16 protein-coding genes are annotated in these 15,129 nt (G+C 62.7%); 8 read left to right on the top strand and 8 right to left on the bottom strand.

The features are described 5' to 3' along the window. Positions 1 to 59: 59 nt before the first annotated feature. From HH213_RS15420 to HH213_RS15410, 3 genes are read right to left on the bottom strand one after another with little or no spacing between them, the layout of a single operon-like run. Positions 60 to 524 (bottom strand): Smg family protein, encoded by a 465-nt coding sequence (locus HH213_RS15420; protein WP_110847437.1) that lies wholly within the window; start codon positions 522 to 524, stop codon positions 60 to 62. A 43-nt stretch (positions 525 to 567) separates the two neighbouring features. Next, on the bottom strand, positions 568 to 1,686 hold the full coding sequence (gene dprA / locus HH213_RS15415) for a DNA-processing protein DprA (protein ID WP_443093321.1): 1,119 nt from the start codon (positions 1,684 to 1,686) through the stop codon (positions 568 to 570). A gap of 8 nt (positions 1,687 to 1,694) precedes the next feature. Beyond that, complete coding sequence (locus tag HH213_RS15410) at positions 1,695 to 2,798, bottom strand: LysM peptidoglycan-binding domain-containing protein (RefSeq protein WP_169112793.1); 1,104 nt, start codon at positions 2,796 to 2,798, stop codon at positions 1,695 to 1,697. Positions 2,799 to 2,971: 173 nt separating this feature from the next. Here HH213_RS15410 and def point away from each other — a divergent pair, with 173 nt between their 5' ends. Beyond that, complete coding sequence (gene def, locus HH213_RS15405; protein WP_110847440.1) at positions 2,972 to 3,514, top strand: peptide deformylase; 543 nt, start codon at positions 2,972 to 2,974, stop codon at positions 3,512 to 3,514. Between the two features lie 3 nt (positions 3,515 to 3,517). After that, positions 3,518 to 4,468 carry a methionyl-tRNA formyltransferase gene (gene fmt, locus HH213_RS15400; RefSeq protein WP_169112792.1) on the top strand — a complete coding sequence of 317 codons (951 nt, stop codon included), beginning with the start codon at positions 3,518 to 3,520 and terminating at the stop codon, positions 4,466 to 4,468. On the opposite strand, the gene HH213_RS15395 is transcribed toward fmt, so the two are convergent. Continuing rightward, positions 4,469 to 4,825: a helix-turn-helix domain-containing protein gene (locus HH213_RS15395; protein ID WP_229263019.1), complete on the bottom strand. Its 357-nt coding sequence runs from the start codon at positions 4,823 to 4,825 to the stop codon at positions 4,469 to 4,471. A 118-nt stretch (positions 4,826 to 4,943) separates the two neighbouring features. Between HH213_RS15395 and HH213_RS15390 the strand changes: the two genes are divergently transcribed. From HH213_RS15390 to HH213_RS15375, 4 genes are all read left to right on the top strand, one after another. After that, complete coding sequence (locus tag HH213_RS15390; protein ID WP_110847443.1) at positions 4,944 to 5,582, top strand: NAD(P)H-dependent oxidoreductase; 639 nt, start codon at positions 4,944 to 4,946, stop codon at positions 5,580 to 5,582. A gap of 130 nt (positions 5,583 to 5,712) precedes the next feature. After that, positions 5,713 to 6,654 carry a hypothetical protein gene (locus tag HH213_RS15385; RefSeq protein ID WP_169109986.1) on the top strand — a complete coding sequence of 314 codons (942 nt, stop codon included), beginning with the start codon at positions 5,713 to 5,715 and terminating at the stop codon, positions 6,652 to 6,654. Further along, entirely contained in the window at positions 6,651 to 7,949 is a 1,299-nt protein-coding gene (locus tag HH213_RS15380; RefSeq protein ID WP_169112791.1) for a hypothetical protein, read from the top strand. Before HH213_RS15385 ends, HH213_RS15380 begins: the two co-directional genes overlap by 4 nt. Before the next feature lie 11 nt (positions 7,950 to 7,960). Beyond that, positions 7,961 to 8,641 (top strand): FkbM family methyltransferase, encoded by a 681-nt coding sequence (locus tag HH213_RS15375; RefSeq protein WP_169112790.1) that lies wholly within the window; start codon positions 7,961 to 7,963, stop codon positions 8,639 to 8,641. On the opposite strand, the gene HH213_RS15370 is transcribed toward HH213_RS15375, so the two are convergent. Both HH213_RS15370 and HH213_RS15365 read right to left on the bottom strand, forming a co-directional pair. Further along, positions 8,631 to 9,500 carry a DUF2145 domain-containing protein gene (locus tag HH213_RS15370; protein ID WP_169115201.1) on the bottom strand — a complete coding sequence of 290 codons (870 nt, stop codon included), beginning with the start codon at positions 9,498 to 9,500 and terminating at the stop codon, positions 8,631 to 8,633. The two genes, HH213_RS15375 and HH213_RS15370, sit on opposite strands and share 11 nt — an antisense overlap. A gap of 32 nt (positions 9,501 to 9,532) precedes the next feature. After that, positions 9,533 to 9,991 (bottom strand): hypothetical protein, encoded by a 459-nt coding sequence (locus HH213_RS15365; protein ID WP_169112789.1) that lies wholly within the window; start codon positions 9,989 to 9,991, stop codon positions 9,533 to 9,535. Between the two features lie 47 nt (positions 9,992 to 10,038). Between HH213_RS15365 and HH213_RS15360 the strand changes: the two genes are divergently transcribed. Beyond that, positions 10,039 to 10,629, top strand: coding sequence for a 2-hydroxychromene-2-carboxylate isomerase (locus tag HH213_RS15360; RefSeq protein ID WP_110847447.1), 591 nt, complete (start codon positions 10,039 to 10,041; stop codon positions 10,627 to 10,629). Here HH213_RS15360 and HH213_RS15355 read toward each other — a convergent pair. Both HH213_RS15355 and HH213_RS15350 read right to left on the bottom strand, forming a co-directional pair. Then, complete coding sequence (locus HH213_RS15355) at positions 10,612 to 10,839, bottom strand: hypothetical protein (RefSeq protein WP_169112788.1); 228 nt, start codon at positions 10,837 to 10,839, stop codon at positions 10,612 to 10,614. The genes HH213_RS15360 and HH213_RS15355 overlap by 18 nt on opposite strands. Next, complete coding sequence (locus HH213_RS15350; RefSeq protein ID WP_169112787.1) at positions 10,823 to 11,095, bottom strand: BrnT family toxin; 273 nt, start codon at positions 11,093 to 11,095, stop codon at positions 10,823 to 10,825. The genes HH213_RS15355 and HH213_RS15350 overlap by 17 nt, the downstream gene beginning before the upstream one ends. Before the next feature lie 239 nt (positions 11,096 to 11,334). Between HH213_RS15350 and metH the strand changes: the two genes are divergently transcribed. After that, positions 11,335 to 15,096 carry a methionine synthase gene (gene metH, locus HH213_RS15345; protein WP_169115199.1) on the top strand — a complete coding sequence of 1,254 codons (3,762 nt, stop codon included), beginning with the start codon at positions 11,335 to 11,337 and terminating at the stop codon, positions 15,094 to 15,096. Positions 15,097 to 15,129 lie beyond the last annotated feature (33 nt).

The following is a 15,129-nucleotide window of genomic DNA, read 5'->3' as shown; positions in this document are numbered from 1 at the left end:
CGCAAGCATGCCGCGCCGGCGCAGCCAATTGTTGCACGAAAGTATTTATTTGAGGGGAATTAATGCAGCAGGCGCGGGGCCTGGTCTTCGTCGGAACCGAACAGGTCGTCGAACATCAGCGCGTCCGGCTCCTTGCCTTGGCTCCAGAGCAACATCAGCACGATGACCTTGAGTTTGCCCAGCGAGACCGGCATTTCTTCCAGCGCCAGCGCGCGCTCGATGACGATTTCACGTTGCAGCGGCGACAACACCTTGGCCGATTCGAGGAACTGGATGAAACCGATGGCGGCGCCGCCCAGCGCGTCCTGCTCTTCCTCGACGTAGAAGCGGGTGCCGGTGGAGGCCGCCGTCAGCGCCTGCTCGACGCCGGCGATGGCGTTGAGGTCGGTCAGCCACACCAGCGCCTCGGAAATCTCGACATCATCGAAACCGACGGCTGACAGCTTCTTCGCCAATGCGGCCGGCTCCGGGCACGCATCGGGCCGGTAATAAGTTTCGTAGAGATAGACAAGGACGTCGAACATGGCTCTACTCTATCAGTTAACACGAATCGGAGACAAGTGCTGTTCAGCCACGTAGCCTTTGAAACATGCCGCCCGGCAAGCGTTCCAGCAGTCCGGCCAACTCCAGCGCCAGCAACTGCCCCTGCAATTCGCCGGCCGGCTGGCCCAGATGCAGCGCCAGCACGTCGGCCTGGACCGGATCGTCGCCCATCGCCAGCAACACCCGGTCGACGAAACTGTCGTCCAGCGCGGGCCGGGCGCCGGCCTCGCCGTCGGCCAGCATCTGCATCGCCTGCAACACATCGGCGGCGGTTTCCACCAGCTTGGCGCCTTCGCGTATCAGTTGGTGGCAGCCTTTGGACAGTGTCGCATGAATCGAACCGGGCACCGCATACACATCGCGGCCCTGCCCGACCGCCAGTTCGGCGGTGATCAGCGAGCCGGACTTGGCGGCCGCCTCCACCACCAGCACCCCGCGCGCCAGCCCACTGATGATGCGGTTGCGGCGCGGGAAGCTGTCGCGCGACGGCGGCGTGCCGAGCGCATATTCGCTGACGATACAGCCCTCCTCGGCGATGCGCCGCGCCAGCGCGCCGTTGCGGGCCGGATAGATACGGTCGGCGCCGGTGCCGAGCACGGCGATGGTGCTGCCGGGGCCGTTCAAGCCGCCGACGTGGGCCGCCGCGTCGATGCCCAGCGCCAGGCCGGAGACGATGGTCAGGCCAGCCTCGGACAGCGCCTGCGCCATGTGCTCGGCGTTCAGCAGCCCCTGGCGGCTGGCGTTGCGCGAACCCACCACCGCCACCGAGCGCTGCGGCAACAGCTCAACGCGACCCTTGACGAACAGCAGCAACGGCGCGCCGACGATGTTGCGCAAATATTCAGGATAGGCGGGATGGTCGAGCGGCAGCAGATAGTTGCCCGGCTGCGCCTGCCAAGCCAGCATGGCGTCCAGCTGGGCGCCGAGACCGGCCGGCGGCGGCGCCAGCAAGGCGCCGGCCTGGTGCGGCTTGACGATTTCCAGCAGTTTGGCCCGGCTGGCGGCAAAGATGGCGGCCGGCGTCTCGAAGTATTCCAGCAGGCTGTGCGCGGTCAGCAGGCCGACGCCGTCGGTCTGTTGCAGACGCAGCCAGTCGGCCAGCGCTGGCGGCGTCATTTCGGCAAGGGAATCCGTGGCTTGCACGGCGCAGCTTACTCCGGCGACTTGGCGACATCGCCGATCTGCACTGGCGCCGTCACCTGCATGATCAAGCCATAGGAAATATGCTTGAACGTGCGGAAGATAAACAAGCTGCCCACTTCCTCATCCGGCAGCTTGACCTGCTGCTCGCGCCCGAACCAGCCCTTCTTGGCCGTGGAATCGCTGACAGTTGCTCCCGCATGGTACAGCTGCAGCACGGCGCCGACATCGAGTCCGTCAAGCTTTCCGCGATTAATGCTGACAATCTGATTCTGACCGGCGTGGGTGACGCCGCCGTACACCGACACCACGCGCGACTCGACCGGCTGGGCCGGTGGGTGCGGTACATAATTCCGCACCGGCATCGGCGGCACGGCGCGCAGCTGGTCGCCCTTGCCAATTTCCTGGGTGGCGGTGGTGACCGTGAAGGTGTGCACGTCGCTGCCGGCGCCCGGCTTGGCCTCGGTCTGCAATTTGACCGTGCCTAAATAAAAGGCTTCGTAGCCGATGATCTGCTTGCTGACAGGATCTTTCAGCGGCGCGCCCGGACGGAATACCTGGAACGCGCTATTGCCGCCCAGCTCGCCGCGCACATAGGCTTTGTCGTCCTTGCCCAAGAACACATGCCCCTCCTGCGTGGCGACGATGCGCGGCGCGCCTTTCAATTCGTCATCTTCGATAATCAGCGGCTGGGTCAGGAACGGTTCGATCACGCCCGGCGGAATCGACGGCACGGCATCCACGCCCAGGCCGTCGGTGCGCACGCGCGGACGCAGGCGCTCGGCGGCAGGGTCGTTGACGCCGCTGTTGGCGGCAATCGGCTGCCCCAGCCGCAAGCGGCCGGCGGCGCGGTCGAACCAGATGATCTGGCCCGGATAAATCCAGTGTGGATTGGCGATGTCGTCGCGGTTCATGTCCCAGACGGTGGGCCAGCACCAGGGTTTTTGCAGGAACGTACCGGCAATATCCCACAGGGTGTCCCCCTTGACCACCACGTGCTGGTCGGGGGCGTCGGCGCGGAATTCGCAGGTCAGCGGCGCCGCCGAAGCGGTGGCGGCGGCAAAAACCAGCACCGCAACCACAAGGCGGCTACCGACTGTGCTAAAATTTTTCATTAATAGATCCAGTAAGTGCGCCACGGGTGCACGGCAGCAAAGCAGTAAAGCTTGCTAAATTGAATCAAATTCTGCCCATAAAACCCTGAACTAGCAAGCGAAACCGCGCTCCCATCATGCGTCGCGCGCTTGCTGCATTAGCAGGGAAATCACATAGTTTTCACTTCGTTATCATGGCTATTTTAAATATTCTGCGTTACCCCGATCCACGCCTGCACAAAGTTGCAGTGCCGGTTACCGTTTTTGACGAGCGTCTGGCCAAGCTGGTCGCCGACATGGCCGAAACCATGTACGACGCGCCCGGCATCGGCCTGGCCGCGTCGCAGGTCGACGTTCACGAGCAAGTCGTGGTGATCGACATCAGCGAAGAAAAGAACGCGCTGACCGCCTTCATCAATCCGGAAATCCTGTGGGCCAGCGATGACAAGGAAGTCTACGAAGAAGGCTGCCTGTCGGTGCCGGGCGTGTACGACGGCGTTGAGCGGCCGACCAAGGTCAAGGTGCGCGCCTTCGACGTCAAGGGCCAGCCGTTTGAAGTCGACGCCGATGGCCTGCTGGCCGTCTGCATTCAGCACGAGATGGACCACCTGCTGGGTAAGGTGTTCGTCGAATACCTGTCGCCGCTGAAGCGCAACCGCATCAAGGCCAAGCTGCAGAAGGAAGAACGCGGCATGCAGCGTGAAGCCCAGCTGCGCGCCCAGGGCCGTCGCTACTAAGCCATGAAAGTCATCTTCGCGGGTACGCCCGAATTTGCCGCCACGGCCCTGCAAGCGCTGCACGAGGCGGGCTTTGAAATCCCGCTGGTGCTGACTCAGCCGGACCGCCCTGCCGGCCGCGGCATGCAATTGCAGCCCTCGGCCGTCAAGCAATACGCGGTCACGCACGGCATTGAAGTGCTGCAGCCGCTGTCGCTGCGCATGGACAGCAAGGACCCGCAGCGCGCCGAGGAAGCCCTGGCCGCGCACCAGCGCCTGCTATCGACGCCGTATGACGTGATGGTGGTGGCCGCCTACGGCCTGATCCTGCCGCGCAGCACGCTGGACATCAAGCCCTGCCTCAATATCCACGGCTCGCTGCTGCCGCGCTGGCGTGGCGCCGCGCCCATCCATCGCGCCATCGAAGCGGGCGATACGGAGACCGGCATCACCATCATGGAGATGGAGGAAGGCCTGGATACCGGCCCGATGCTGCTGATTGAAAAAGTGGCCATCGAAGACAGCGACACCACCGGCAGCCTGCACGACAAGCTGGCGGCGCTGGGCGGCAAGATGATTGTCGAGGCGCTCAACAAATACCAGCACCAGCAGCTGGAAGCGGTGGTGCAGCCGGAACAAGGCGTCAACTACGCCAGCAAGATCAGCAAGGAAGAAGCGGCGCTGGACTTCGCGCAATCCGCCGTCGAGATCGGCCGCAAGATCCGCGCCTTCAATCCCTTCCCGGGTGCGCATGGCACGGTCAACGGCGTGGTGGTCAAGCTGTGGGGTGCGGAAGTGGTGGAAGGCAGCGGCGCCGCCGGCCAGGTGCTGTCGGCCGATGCGCAGCATGGCATCGTGGTCGCCTGCGGCCAGGGTGCATTGCGCCTGACCTCGCTGCAAAAACCGGGCGGCAAGCGCTTGCCTGCCGCCGAGTTCATCAAGGGCTTCCCATTGGAAGGCCTGAGTTTCAGCTAGTCAGTTCACCGTCTGATTGCCAGGGCACGGATTGTCGCTCTGGTAGTTGTCCAGATTGGCGCGCAGGATCAGCAGCGATTGCCGCCGCCGTTCCAGCGCCGCCTGCTGTTCCTCGATCTCCCGCAACAGAATGGCCGATTGCTGCATGGTCTTTTCGATCGAGCATTTGCCGTTTTCATCCAGCATGTCGCGAATCACATCCAGCGAAAAGCCCAGCTTCTTCGCGCCCTGGATCAGCTTCAGGCGATCTGGTGCATTGCTGGCATATTGACGGTAGCCGGACGCCGTGCGCGAGATCGGCGCCAGCAATCCCTGCTCTTCGTAAAACCGTATCGCCGAGGCAGCCATGCCTGACATTCGGGAAAGTTCACCGATTTTCATTTTTCGCTTGACCCTCAAGTTGACTTGAAACTTATTATAAGGTGGTCCGCCTCAGCCTGCTTAGGCAGGCCATATAACCTCCAGGAGTATCGATATGACCGACGTAATCAACCACCTGAACTGGCGCTACGCCACCAAGAGCTACGACGCTGCCCAAAAGCTGGACGACGAGAAGCTGAATCACATCCTGGAAGCGATCCGCCTGGCGCCGACCTCCAGCGGCCTGCAGCCGTTTGAAGTGTTCGTGGTGAAAAACCCGGACCTGCGCGCCAAGATCCGCGAAGTGGCGTGGGGCCAGGCGCAAGTGACCGACGCTTCGCACCTGCTGGTGTTCGCGGCCTGGGACAATATCACCCCGGAGCGCATCGACGCCGCCTTCGACTACACCAACGAGGTGCGCGGTTTCGTCAACGAAGGCTGGGAAGCCTATCGCAAGCAGCTGCACGGCATTATTGCCGCACGCACCGAGCAAGCCAACTTTGACGCCGCCGCGCGCCAGGCTTACATCGGCCTGGGCATCGCGCTGGTGGCCGCCGCCGAACAAGGCGTCGACAGCACGCCGATGGAAGGTTTCGATCCGGCCGCCGTCGACCAGATCCTGGGCCTGAAAGAGCGTCACCTGCGCAGCGTGGTGATCCTGCCGGTGGGCTACCGCAAGGCCGAGAGCGACTGGCTGGTCAACCTGAAAAAAGTGCGCCGTCCGCGCGACAAGTTCGTCACCGAACTGAACTAATCGTTGGGCACACGGCGGAAGAATATTCCGCCGTTGTTTGGCGCTCATCAAATCTTCACGCCATTTAAATAGACCCCCTTTATTTTCCTGCCTAGACTCGATCCTCAACCATAGGAATCGAGGAGGCATCATGGACGCTCACAAAGGTGGCACGCGGAAACAACTAGCGCTGCAACGGCGCCTTGATGCCCTGTTCCGCGCGCTGGCATCGGACTTTCTGCTGCGCGAACAGTTCATCACCGACCCGGCCCAGATCGCATCGGAATACATCAATGGCAAGCGCATCGCGCCGGACAAAGCCGCTGCGATGAACTACCTGATTTACTCCTGCCTGGCCAACAACTACCTGATCTCCTGGCTGCGGGATTACGCCATGCGCAGCGATGGCCAAGAGCCCATCACGCAGCAGCGCTTTGTGCGGGATTTTTCCGCCGCCGTGGTCGAGCAACGCGCGCCGCATGTCGTGTCCGCGCTGGCGCATTTTGCGCTGCATGACACCGCGCGCATCCAGCTCGACGACAACTGGCTGCAAGTGATCTTCGGCCGCTGGCACCATTTCGGTGAAGAAGGCACGGACGATGCCACCGACAGCACCGGCACCGACAGCACCGACAGCACTGACGCTACCGACAGCACCGACAGCACCGATAGCACAGACAGCACCGGCACCGACGCGACCGACGCCACCGGTACGGACGCTACCGGTACCGACACCACTGGTACCGACAACACCGGCACCGATACGACGGGCACGGATGCTACCGGAACGGACGCCACCGATGCCACCGACGCCACCGGCACCGACCTGAACTCCACGCTGACCGCCGTCACGTGGAAAACCTACATCACCGACACCACCGACAAGACCCATCCGAGCACCACGCCGTTCACGCATACCGGCATGACACGTTCGCCGATCACCACCGCCACCACGCTCAACACCGAACGCTTCCTGGGCACCAGCCACGTCATCATCACGCTGGAAGCGCTGACCAGCTACGCCCGCCACCTGATACGCTCCGGCGCACTGGAAGACTTCTGGTCCGAGCAAGGCCCGGGCGAACGGCCATGAGCCTGGCCGACCTGCTCCCCGCCGCTGCCACGCCGGCCGACAACGCCTTGCCGGCGGCCCGACGCCGTCGGCTGCTCACGTTACTAAGCAACGGCGAGATCAACGCCGCACAAGCGCTCTGGCAACAGGAAATGGCCGCCGGCGATTCCGCCTACCACTGGGCCCAGTCCGCGCTGGAGCGCGCGATGCAACAAGGCGACTTCATCTTGATGGGCGAGCTAGGCAAGCTGCTGGCCTACCGCTGGCGCAGCCCATGGCATCCCGAGCGCCGCTCTGCCGGGCAAGCCCTGCCCCGCGTCCCGCGCGACATCCTCACCGTCAGCAAGCTGCGCCACGACGCCGGCCAGTTCGGCTATCTGCGCCAACTGGGGCTGTTGGACGCCACATTCGACGCCACCATCAACATCTACCGCCACCTCGCCGACCGCATGGCGGCCGCCGGCCAAACGGAAGCACGCAAAGAAATGAGCGACGCCGAACGCGCACTGATCGGCAACACCTACAACCGCATCGTCCACGTGCCGGAAGTGGGCCGTGTGGAGCGCGCACTATCGCCCAGCTGGAATCCGCGCGACATCGAAGCGCGCTTTCTCGAACATGGCGAGGGCCTGGTGGTCATCGACGATTTTTTAACGCCGCCAGCACTGGAAGGCTTGCACCGCTTCGCCATGCAAGCAACGGTGTGGACCGGCATCCGCTACGCCTTCGGCCGCTTCGGCGCATTTTTCCAGGACGGCTTTAATTGCCCGCTGCTGCTACAGGTCGCCGAGGAGTTGCAGGCGGCACTGCCGCGTGTCATTACATCGCGCTACCCGCTGCGCCAAATCTGGGGCTTCAAGAATGCCGAAGACCTGCCGGCCGACGTGAACCTGCACGCCGACTTCGCCGCCGTCAACGTCAATTTCTGGCTGACGCCTGACGACTGCAACCTGTCCCCCGACACCGGCGGCATGAAGGTCTACGACGTTGACGCGCCGCTAGCGTGGGACTTCCACACCTACAACGGCCGCACCGACATCATCAAAGCCTTCCTGCGCGAGAACCGGGCGCGGGCGACCTACATTCCGTATCGCCGCAATCGCTGCGTGCTGTTCAATTCCGACCTGTTCCACGGCACCCACGAAGTACATTTCAAACCGGGATTCGAACATCACCGCATCAATGTCACGATGCTGTATGGCCAGCGGGAACACGATCAACTGCACCGCAGCCTCAGCAGCCGCCCCGACCTGGAAACGCGCTGGGGCCGGCACAACAGCGCATGGCGCTCCCCCGCCTTCGGCCGCCATCGCTGACAGGTGCGCCTATGTCGTCCCAGTTCGGCCAGGACCGCCTGGTGCTGCAATTACTCAACGGCCAGCGCGACGGATTCTTCCTTGACACCGGCGCCGCTGATGGCATCCGCAGCAGCAACACAGTCTTGCTGGAGCGCGAATTCGGCTGGCGCGGCCTGTGCGTCGAGCCCAACGACGGGTTTTACCAAAAGCTGATCCATACGCGCCGCTGCATGTGCCTGCATGCCTGCCTGTACGACCGCGAGACCGACCTGCCCTTCCTCGAAGCGGCCGGCACCTTGGGCGGCCTGTTCAATGAATTCGGTCCGGAACAACTGGCATACGCCGTCAGAACCCAGCGCCTGCCACTGGACGCCGACGGTTTGCCGCCCCTCGTCAGCAAGCGCACCATGACGCTCGCCACCGCGCTGGCACTGGCCAAGGCGCCGCCAGTGATCGACTACTGGAGTCTGGACACCGAGGGCACTGAGCTGTTATTGCTGAAGAGTTTCCCATTCGATAGCCACACGTTCAACGTCATTACCGTCGAACACAATCACCAGCCGACGCGGCAGGCGATTCGCCGCTTTCTGGAAGCGCGTGGCTTCATCCATGTGACAGCGTGGTTTATTGATGATTGCTACATCCGCGCATCGGCGTTCCCCGGCCGGCATGTAAGCAGTGTGGTGTGGCGACGACGCTTCAGTCAGTGAGCGATACAACGCGGTCGCCGTCGCCGGCCTTGCAGCCATCGGCGATTGGCGTCCAGCCGCGATGGATGACGATCTGCTTGTCGTCATGGCAGATCTCCACGCGTTCGCTTTGCGGAAAGCGGTCGCGCGCAAACGTCTCCACCGTGCTGGGCAGGCTGATATGCAGCTGAAGCGCGGCGCGGTCTTCATCCGGGTGATCGTCCAGATGCAGCAGCGGCACGAAATACGACGCCAGCATCAGCCAGCGTGAGCCGACCTCGACCGGCTGCGGCGCATAGTTCTGCTCACGCAACCACTGCTGCGCGCGTTCGCGTAAATCGTCGCCATCCGGCAGATCGCCCCAGCCGGCGGCCAGCATTTCGATCAGCCATTGATTGCAGTTCTGGTATTGCAGGCCGTAAGCGTAGGCGTTGGCGCTGTACTGCGCGAAGAGCAGGTGCAAGGCACGCGAGGTATCTAGCAAGGCCGGCCTCAGCGCGAGTACCGCCTGCGGCGGCAGGCGCACAATGCTGACATAGCCCAGTTGCGGATCGTCGGTGCCCATAGCGAAGCCGGCCAGGCCCTGATCGTAGATGCGCGGACGGCCCTCATCGCAGGCGTAATACAGCTGGCGCGCCGACCACGCGCCCTGCTCCGAACGCCAGGCCACCGCGCCATGCGAATAGCGGATGTGAAAGCGCGACAGGTCGAGGCCGGAACGGCTGACCAGCGCCACGCCGTTGTCGGTGGCGGCCAGCTCGTCGCGCAGCACGGCGGCGAAGCGCAGCAGGCGGTCCTGCTCGGCCGCGCTCAGCTCATGCGAACGGTCGCAGAAGCGGCCGGACGAAGCCTGCGCCTGACCAGCCGTGGCGGCGGCCATCAACAGGCCCAGCGCCAGCGTGCGGACGAGTCTCAAAGGCTCAGCGGACGCGACGCCAGTTCGCCATACCACTCATCGGCCAGCACCAGATAGAACGGCTGGCGATTATCGGCGCGGCCGAATTCGATGCCGTACACGCGGTTATGCGCATACATCGTATCGCCGACGGCCAGCTGCTGCTTGTCGAAGGTGGTGTGCGGCAAGTCGAGTACGATGCGCTGGTCGGGATCGTCGGCCTGCAGCGTGACGCGGGTGCGCTCGGCGCGGCCGGGCGTGGCGGCGATTTCGATAATGCGGTAATCGGCGTCCGCCGTCCGGTGGCCTTTGTTGTTCGAGCTGTTGCTGGAACCGGCCAGCGAATCGGACACGCTGCCGCTGGAGGCCGAACTCGCGCTCGACGCCGACGACGCCAGACTATCCGCTTGCGCATTCAGCGCCAGCCCCAGCGCGCCGACGGCGCACAGCAATCGCATGGTCAAAGTGATATTCATCTACACTTCCTAAACTGTGCAAATCAGGAAGTATAAAGGAGACTGCTATGTCCGCATCTGAAATCACCTGCTGGTTCGATTTTGCCAGCAATTACAGCTACCTCAGCGTGCTGCGACTGGCGCGGCAAAAAGACGTGATCGTGCAATGGAAGCCGTTCCTGCTGGGGCCGATCTTCCAGGCGCAGGGCTGGGACAACTCGCCGTTTGTGCTGCAAAAGGACAAGGGCGATTACGTGTGGAAGGACATGCCGCGCGAATGCGCCAAGTATGGGCTGCCGTGGCGCCAGCCGTCCGAGTTTCCACGCCGCTCGCTGCTGGCGGCGCGCGTGGCGTTGCTGGGCGAGCATCAGCCGTGGATGGCGGAATTTTGCGCGCGCGTCATGCTGGCCAATTTTGAGCATGACGAAGACATCGGCAACCCGGAGGTGATCGCCGCCATCCTCACCGGCATCGGCCTCGACGCCGCAGCCTTGCTGACCGCCGCCCAGTCCGACGACAACAAAGCCCGCCTGCGCGCCCGCAACGACGAAGCCCAGGCCCTGCACCTGTTCGGCGCCCCCACCTTCTTCGTCGGCACCGAAATGTACTGGGGCAACGACCGCCTGGCCGACGCGCTAGCCTTAGCCAAGTGCCGCTAGTCTCGCCTGATAGCGCTGCATATAGATGCGCAACACCTGACTAATCCGCTTCGAACGCTCTGGCTCAGGAAGGGTGGACCTAAACCATTCGTAGATATCGCTATCAACAACCACACTGTTCTTTTCAACCAATGGTCCAAGTCTTCGTGCCTTCGCAAAGAATTCTTCACCCAGTTCAGGAATATCACTCAAATCAATATCCTCGTCCATATCGCTTCTCCTCAGACTTTGACGCTTTGCGGACCGAGATAATTCTCGTCGTGTCAGCTTCCCGATTTACAAATACCACCGCCAGCAATCGCGAACCTAAAAAGCCAATGGCTACATAGCGATCTTCCCCCAATGGCCCCTCAACGTCGAAATAAACTACCGGAAGGCCATCAAATACCTCTTTTGCCTCATCAAAGCTCACACCATGCTTCTTAATGTTGCTTTGGTTCTTGCGTTCGTCCCATACAAATTTCATGGCCGCTCCGTCTCAGTATAGAGCGCGATTTGGCGCACACTGTTGGATGGTGCGCTGCCTGCGGAGAGCCACTGTTGAGGTGAATCAGATAGACGAAACAGCAGATTGTTGCGGCGATGCCGCTGTTGGCTGAAGCATATTCAGGGATGCCGTATAATCTTAGACCGCCCTCAGCCTTCCGGCGCGCCTCCCCACGACCTTAGAGATATTAAATGAATAACAACGTGTCCCGTCCCGTCATGTCCAAGACCGATGCCCAGCTGCGCGCCATTCTCGCCCGCCGCATCATGATCCTCGACGGCGCGATGGGCACCATCATCCAGCAGTACAAACTGGATGAAACCGCCTACCGCGGCGGCCCGCAAGGCCAGTTCATCGACTTCGCCGCGCCGGAAGGCTCCGGTGCGCGCGAACTGTTCGTCAAGGGTAACAACGAGCTGCTGACGCTGACCCAGCCGCACGTGATCCAGGAAATCCACGAGCGCTATCTGGCCGGCGGCGCCGACCTGATCGAGACCAACACCTTCGGCGCCACCTGGATCGCGCAGGACGACTATTACATGGGCCACCTGGCCTACGAAATGAACGTGGCCGCCGCCAAGCTGGCGCGCGCCGCCACCGCCAAGTACAGCACGCCGGACAAGCCGCGCTTCGTCGCCGGCGCGCTCGGCCCGACGCCGAAGACCGCGTCGATCTCGCCCGACGTCAACGACCCGGCAGCCCGCAACATCACTTTCGACCAGCTGGTGGATGCGTATTACGAACAGACCAAGGGCCTGATCGAAGGCGGCGTCGACCTGCTGCTGGTGGAAACCATCTTCGACACGCTGAACTGCAAGGCCGCACTGTTCGCCATCGAAAAATTCTACGCAGAGCATCCGGCGCAGGAGCGCCTGCCGCTGATGATCTCCGGCACCGTGACCGACGCCTCCGGCCGCATCCTGTCCGGCCAGACCGTGCCGGCGTTCTGGAACTCGGTGCGCCACGCCAAGCCGCTGACCATCGGCCTCAACTGCGCACTGGGCGCGGCGCTGATGCGTCCGTACGCCGAAGAGCTGTCGCAGATCGCCGACACCTTCGTCTGCATCTACCCCAACGCCGGCCTGCCCAACCCGATGAGCGACACCGGCTTCGACGAGCTGCCGGCCGACACCTCGGCGTTGCTGAAAGATTTCGCCGAAGCCGGCTTCGTCAACATCGCCGGCGGCTGCTGCGGCACCACGCCGGACCACATCAAGGCCATCGGCGAGATCCTGTCGACCGTCGAGCCGCGCAGCCTGCCGCAGGTGCCGGTGGCGCAGCGCCTGTCGGGCCTGGAGCCGTTCACGATTGACGACAGCTCGCTGTTCGTCAACGTTGGCGAACGCACCAACGTCACCGGCTCCAAAGCCTTCGCCCGCATGATCCTCAACGAGCAATACGACGAGGCATTGAGCGTGGCGCGTCAGCAAGTGGAAAACGGCGCCCAGGTAATCGACATCAACATGGACGAGGCGATGCTGGATTCGCAAGCGGCGATGACCCGCTTCCTCAACCTGATCGCCTCGGAACCGGACATCTCGCGCGTGCCGATCATGATCGACTCGTCCAAATGGTCGGTGATCGAAGCCGGCCTCAAATGCGTGCAGGGCAAGTCCATCGTCAACTCCATCTCGATGAAGGAAGGCGAAGAGGAATTCATCCGCCAGGCCAAGCTGTGCCTGGCTTACGGCGCCGCCGTCATCGTCATGGCCTTCGATGAAAAAGGCCAGGCCGACACCTTCGAACGCAAGATCGAAATCTGCGAGCGCGCCTACCGGTTGCTGGTCGACACCGTCGGCTTCCCGCCGGAAGACATCATCTTCGACCCGAACATTTTCGCCATCGCCACCGGCATCGAAGAGCACAACAACTACGCGGTCGACTTCATCAACGCCACCCGCTGGATCAAAGAAAACCTGCCGCACGCGAAGATTTCCGGCGGCGTCTCCAACGTCTCGTTCTCGTTCCGCGGCAACGACCCGGCGCGTGAAGCGATCCACACCGTGTTCCTGTACCACGCCATCAAGGCCGGCATGACCATGGGCATCGTCAACGCCGGCATGGTCGGCGTCTACGACGACCTGCCGGCCGAACTGCGCGAACGCGTCGAGGACGTGGTGTTGAACCGCCGCGACGACGCCACCGAACGCATGATCGAAATCGCCGGCACGCTGAAAGCCGGCGCCGGCAAGCAGGACGCCGCCAACCTGGAATGGCGCAACGCCCCGGTCGAAAAGCGCCTGGCGCACGCGCTGGTGCACGGCATCACCCAGTGGATCACCGAAGATACCGAAGAAATGCGCGCCGCCGTGGCCGCCAAGGGCGGCCGCCCGATCCACGTGATCGAAGGTCCGCTGATGGACGGCATGAACATCGTCGGCGACCTGTTCGGCCAGGGCAAGATGTTCCTGCCGCAGGTGGTCAAGTCGGCGCGCGTGATGAAGCAGGCCGTGGCACACCTGATTCCGTACATCGAAGAAGAAAAGCTGGCGGAAGAAAAACGCACCGGCATCGTCGCCAAGCCGAAGGGCAAGATCGTCATCGCCACCGTCAAGGGCGATGTGCACGACATCGGCAAGAACATCGTGTCGGTGGTCCTGCAATGCAATAACTTTGAAGTAGTCAACATGGGCGTCATGGTGCCGGCCTCCGAGATCCTGGCGCGCGCCAAGGTAGAGAATGCCGACATCATCGGCCTGTCCGGCCTGATCACGCCGTCGCTGGAAGAAATGGCCCACGTGGCCAAGGAAATGCAGCGCGACGAACACTTCCGCATGCTGAAGATTCCGCTGCTGATCGGCGGCGCCACCACCAGCCGCGCCCACACGGCGGTCAAGATCGCCCACAACTACGACGGTCCGGTGGTGTATGTGCCGGATGCGTCGCGTTCGGTATCGGTGGCGCAATCGCTGCTGACGCCGGAATCGCGCGACCAGTACATCACCGATCTGGAACAGGATTACGAGCGCATCCGTGAACAGCACGCCAACAAGAAGGCGCTGCCGATCCTGTCGCTGGCCGACGCCCGCGCCAACAAGATGAAATTGGCGTTTGCCCCGGTCAAGCCGAAGTTCATCGGCCGCCGCGAATTTAAAAACGTCGACCTCGGCACCATCGCCAGATACATCGACTGGGGCCCGTTCTTCCAGACCTGGGACCTGGCCGGTCCCTTCCCTGCCATCCTGACCGACGAGGTGGTGGGCGAGGCGGCCAGCAAGGTCTACGAGGAAGGCCAGGCCATGCTGAAGAAACTGATCGACGGCCGCTGGCTGACCGCCAATGGCGTCATCTCGCTGCTGCCGGCCAACACCGTCAACGACGACGATATCGAAATCTATACCGACGATACCCGCTCGACCGTGGACTTCACCTATTACGGCCTGCGCCAGCAAGGCGTCAAGCCGGTGGTCGATGGCGTGCAGCGTCCGAACCAGTGCCTGGCTGACTTCATCGCGCCGAAGGCCAGCGGCATCAAGGATTACATCGGCATGTTTGCCGTCACTGCCGGCCTCGGCATCGAGAAGTACGAGAAGCGCTTTGAAGACGCGCACGACGATTACTCGTCGATCATGCTGAAGTCGCTGGCCGACCGTCTGGCCGAGGCGTTTGCCGAGTACCTGCACGAGCGCGTGCGGACCGATCTGTGGGGTTATGCGGCCGACGAAAAGCTCAGCAATGAGGAGATGATCGGCGAGAAGTATGTCGGCATCCGTCCGGCGCCGGGCTACCCGGCCTGTCCGGAACACACCGTCAAGCGCGAGATGTTCAACACCATGCAGGCCGAAGAAATCGGCATGGTGCTGACCGATTCGTACGCCATGTATCCGGGTGCGGCGGTGTCCGGTTTCTACTTCGCCCACCCGGAGTCGAAATACTTCGTGGTCGGCAAAATCGGCGAGGACCAGCTCAACGACATGGTCAAACGCCGTGGCGTCGACAAGGCCGAGCTGGAGCGCTGGCTGGCGCCCAACCTGTCGTAACCGTCAACCATCATTCCGGCATCAGCCGGAATG

It is taken from the genome of Duganella dendranthematis, assembly GCF_012849375.1.
Classification (GTDB): Bacteria; Pseudomonadota; Gammaproteobacteria; order Burkholderiales; family Burkholderiaceae_D; genus Rugamonas; species Rugamonas dendranthematis.
This window is presented reverse-complemented; position numbering and strand designations above follow the sequence as displayed.

Coding starts and splice junctions, on each gene's coding strand:
- HH213_RS15395 (WP_229263019.1), bottom strand. CDS start 4,825: ATGTCAGGCATGGCTGCCTCGGCGATACGGTTTTACGAAGAGCAGGGA.
- HH213_RS15380 (WP_169112791.1), top strand. CDS start 6,651: ATGAGCCTGGCCGACCTGCTCCCCGCCGCTGCCACGCCGGCCGACAAC.
- HH213_RS15420 (WP_110847437.1), bottom strand. CDS start 524: ATGTTCGACGTCCTTGTCTATCTCTACGAAACTTATTACCGGCCCGAT.
- def (WP_110847440.1), top strand. CDS start 2,972: ATGGCTATTTTAAATATTCTGCGTTACCCCGATCCACGCCTGCACAAA.
- metH (WP_169115199.1), top strand. CDS start 11,335: ATGTCCAAGACCGATGCCCAGCTGCGCGCCATTCTCGCCCGCCGCATC.
- HH213_RS15365 (WP_169112789.1), bottom strand. CDS start 9,991: ATGAATATCACTTTGACCATGCGATTGCTGTGCGCCGTCGGCGCGCTG.
- HH213_RS15375 (WP_169112790.1), top strand. CDS start 7,961: ATGTCGTCCCAGTTCGGCCAGGACCGCCTGGTGCTGCAATTACTCAAC.
- HH213_RS15410 (WP_169112793.1), bottom strand. CDS start 2,798: ATGAAAAATTTTAGCACAGTCGGTAGCCGCCTTGTGGTTGCGGTGCTG.
- fmt (WP_169112792.1), top strand. CDS start 3,518: ATGAAAGTCATCTTCGCGGGTACGCCCGAATTTGCCGCCACGGCCCTG.
- HH213_RS15360 (WP_110847447.1), top strand. CDS start 10,039: ATGTCCGCATCTGAAATCACCTGCTGGTTCGATTTTGCCAGCAATTAC.
- HH213_RS15355 (WP_169112788.1), bottom strand. CDS start 10,839: ATGGACGAGGATATTGATTTGAGTGATATTCCTGAACTGGGTGAAGAA.
- HH213_RS15370 (WP_169115201.1), bottom strand. CDS start 9,500: ATGGCCGCCGCCACGGCTGGTCAGGCGCAGGCTTCGTCCGGCCGCTTC.
- HH213_RS15390 (WP_110847443.1), top strand. CDS start 4,944: ATGACCGACGTAATCAACCACCTGAACTGGCGCTACGCCACCAAGAGC.
- HH213_RS15385 (WP_169109986.1), top strand. CDS start 5,713: ATGGACGCTCACAAAGGTGGCACGCGGAAACAACTAGCGCTGCAACGG.
- HH213_RS15350 (WP_169112787.1), bottom strand. CDS start 11,095: ATGAAATTTGTATGGGACGAACGCAAGAACCAAAGCAACATTAAGAAG.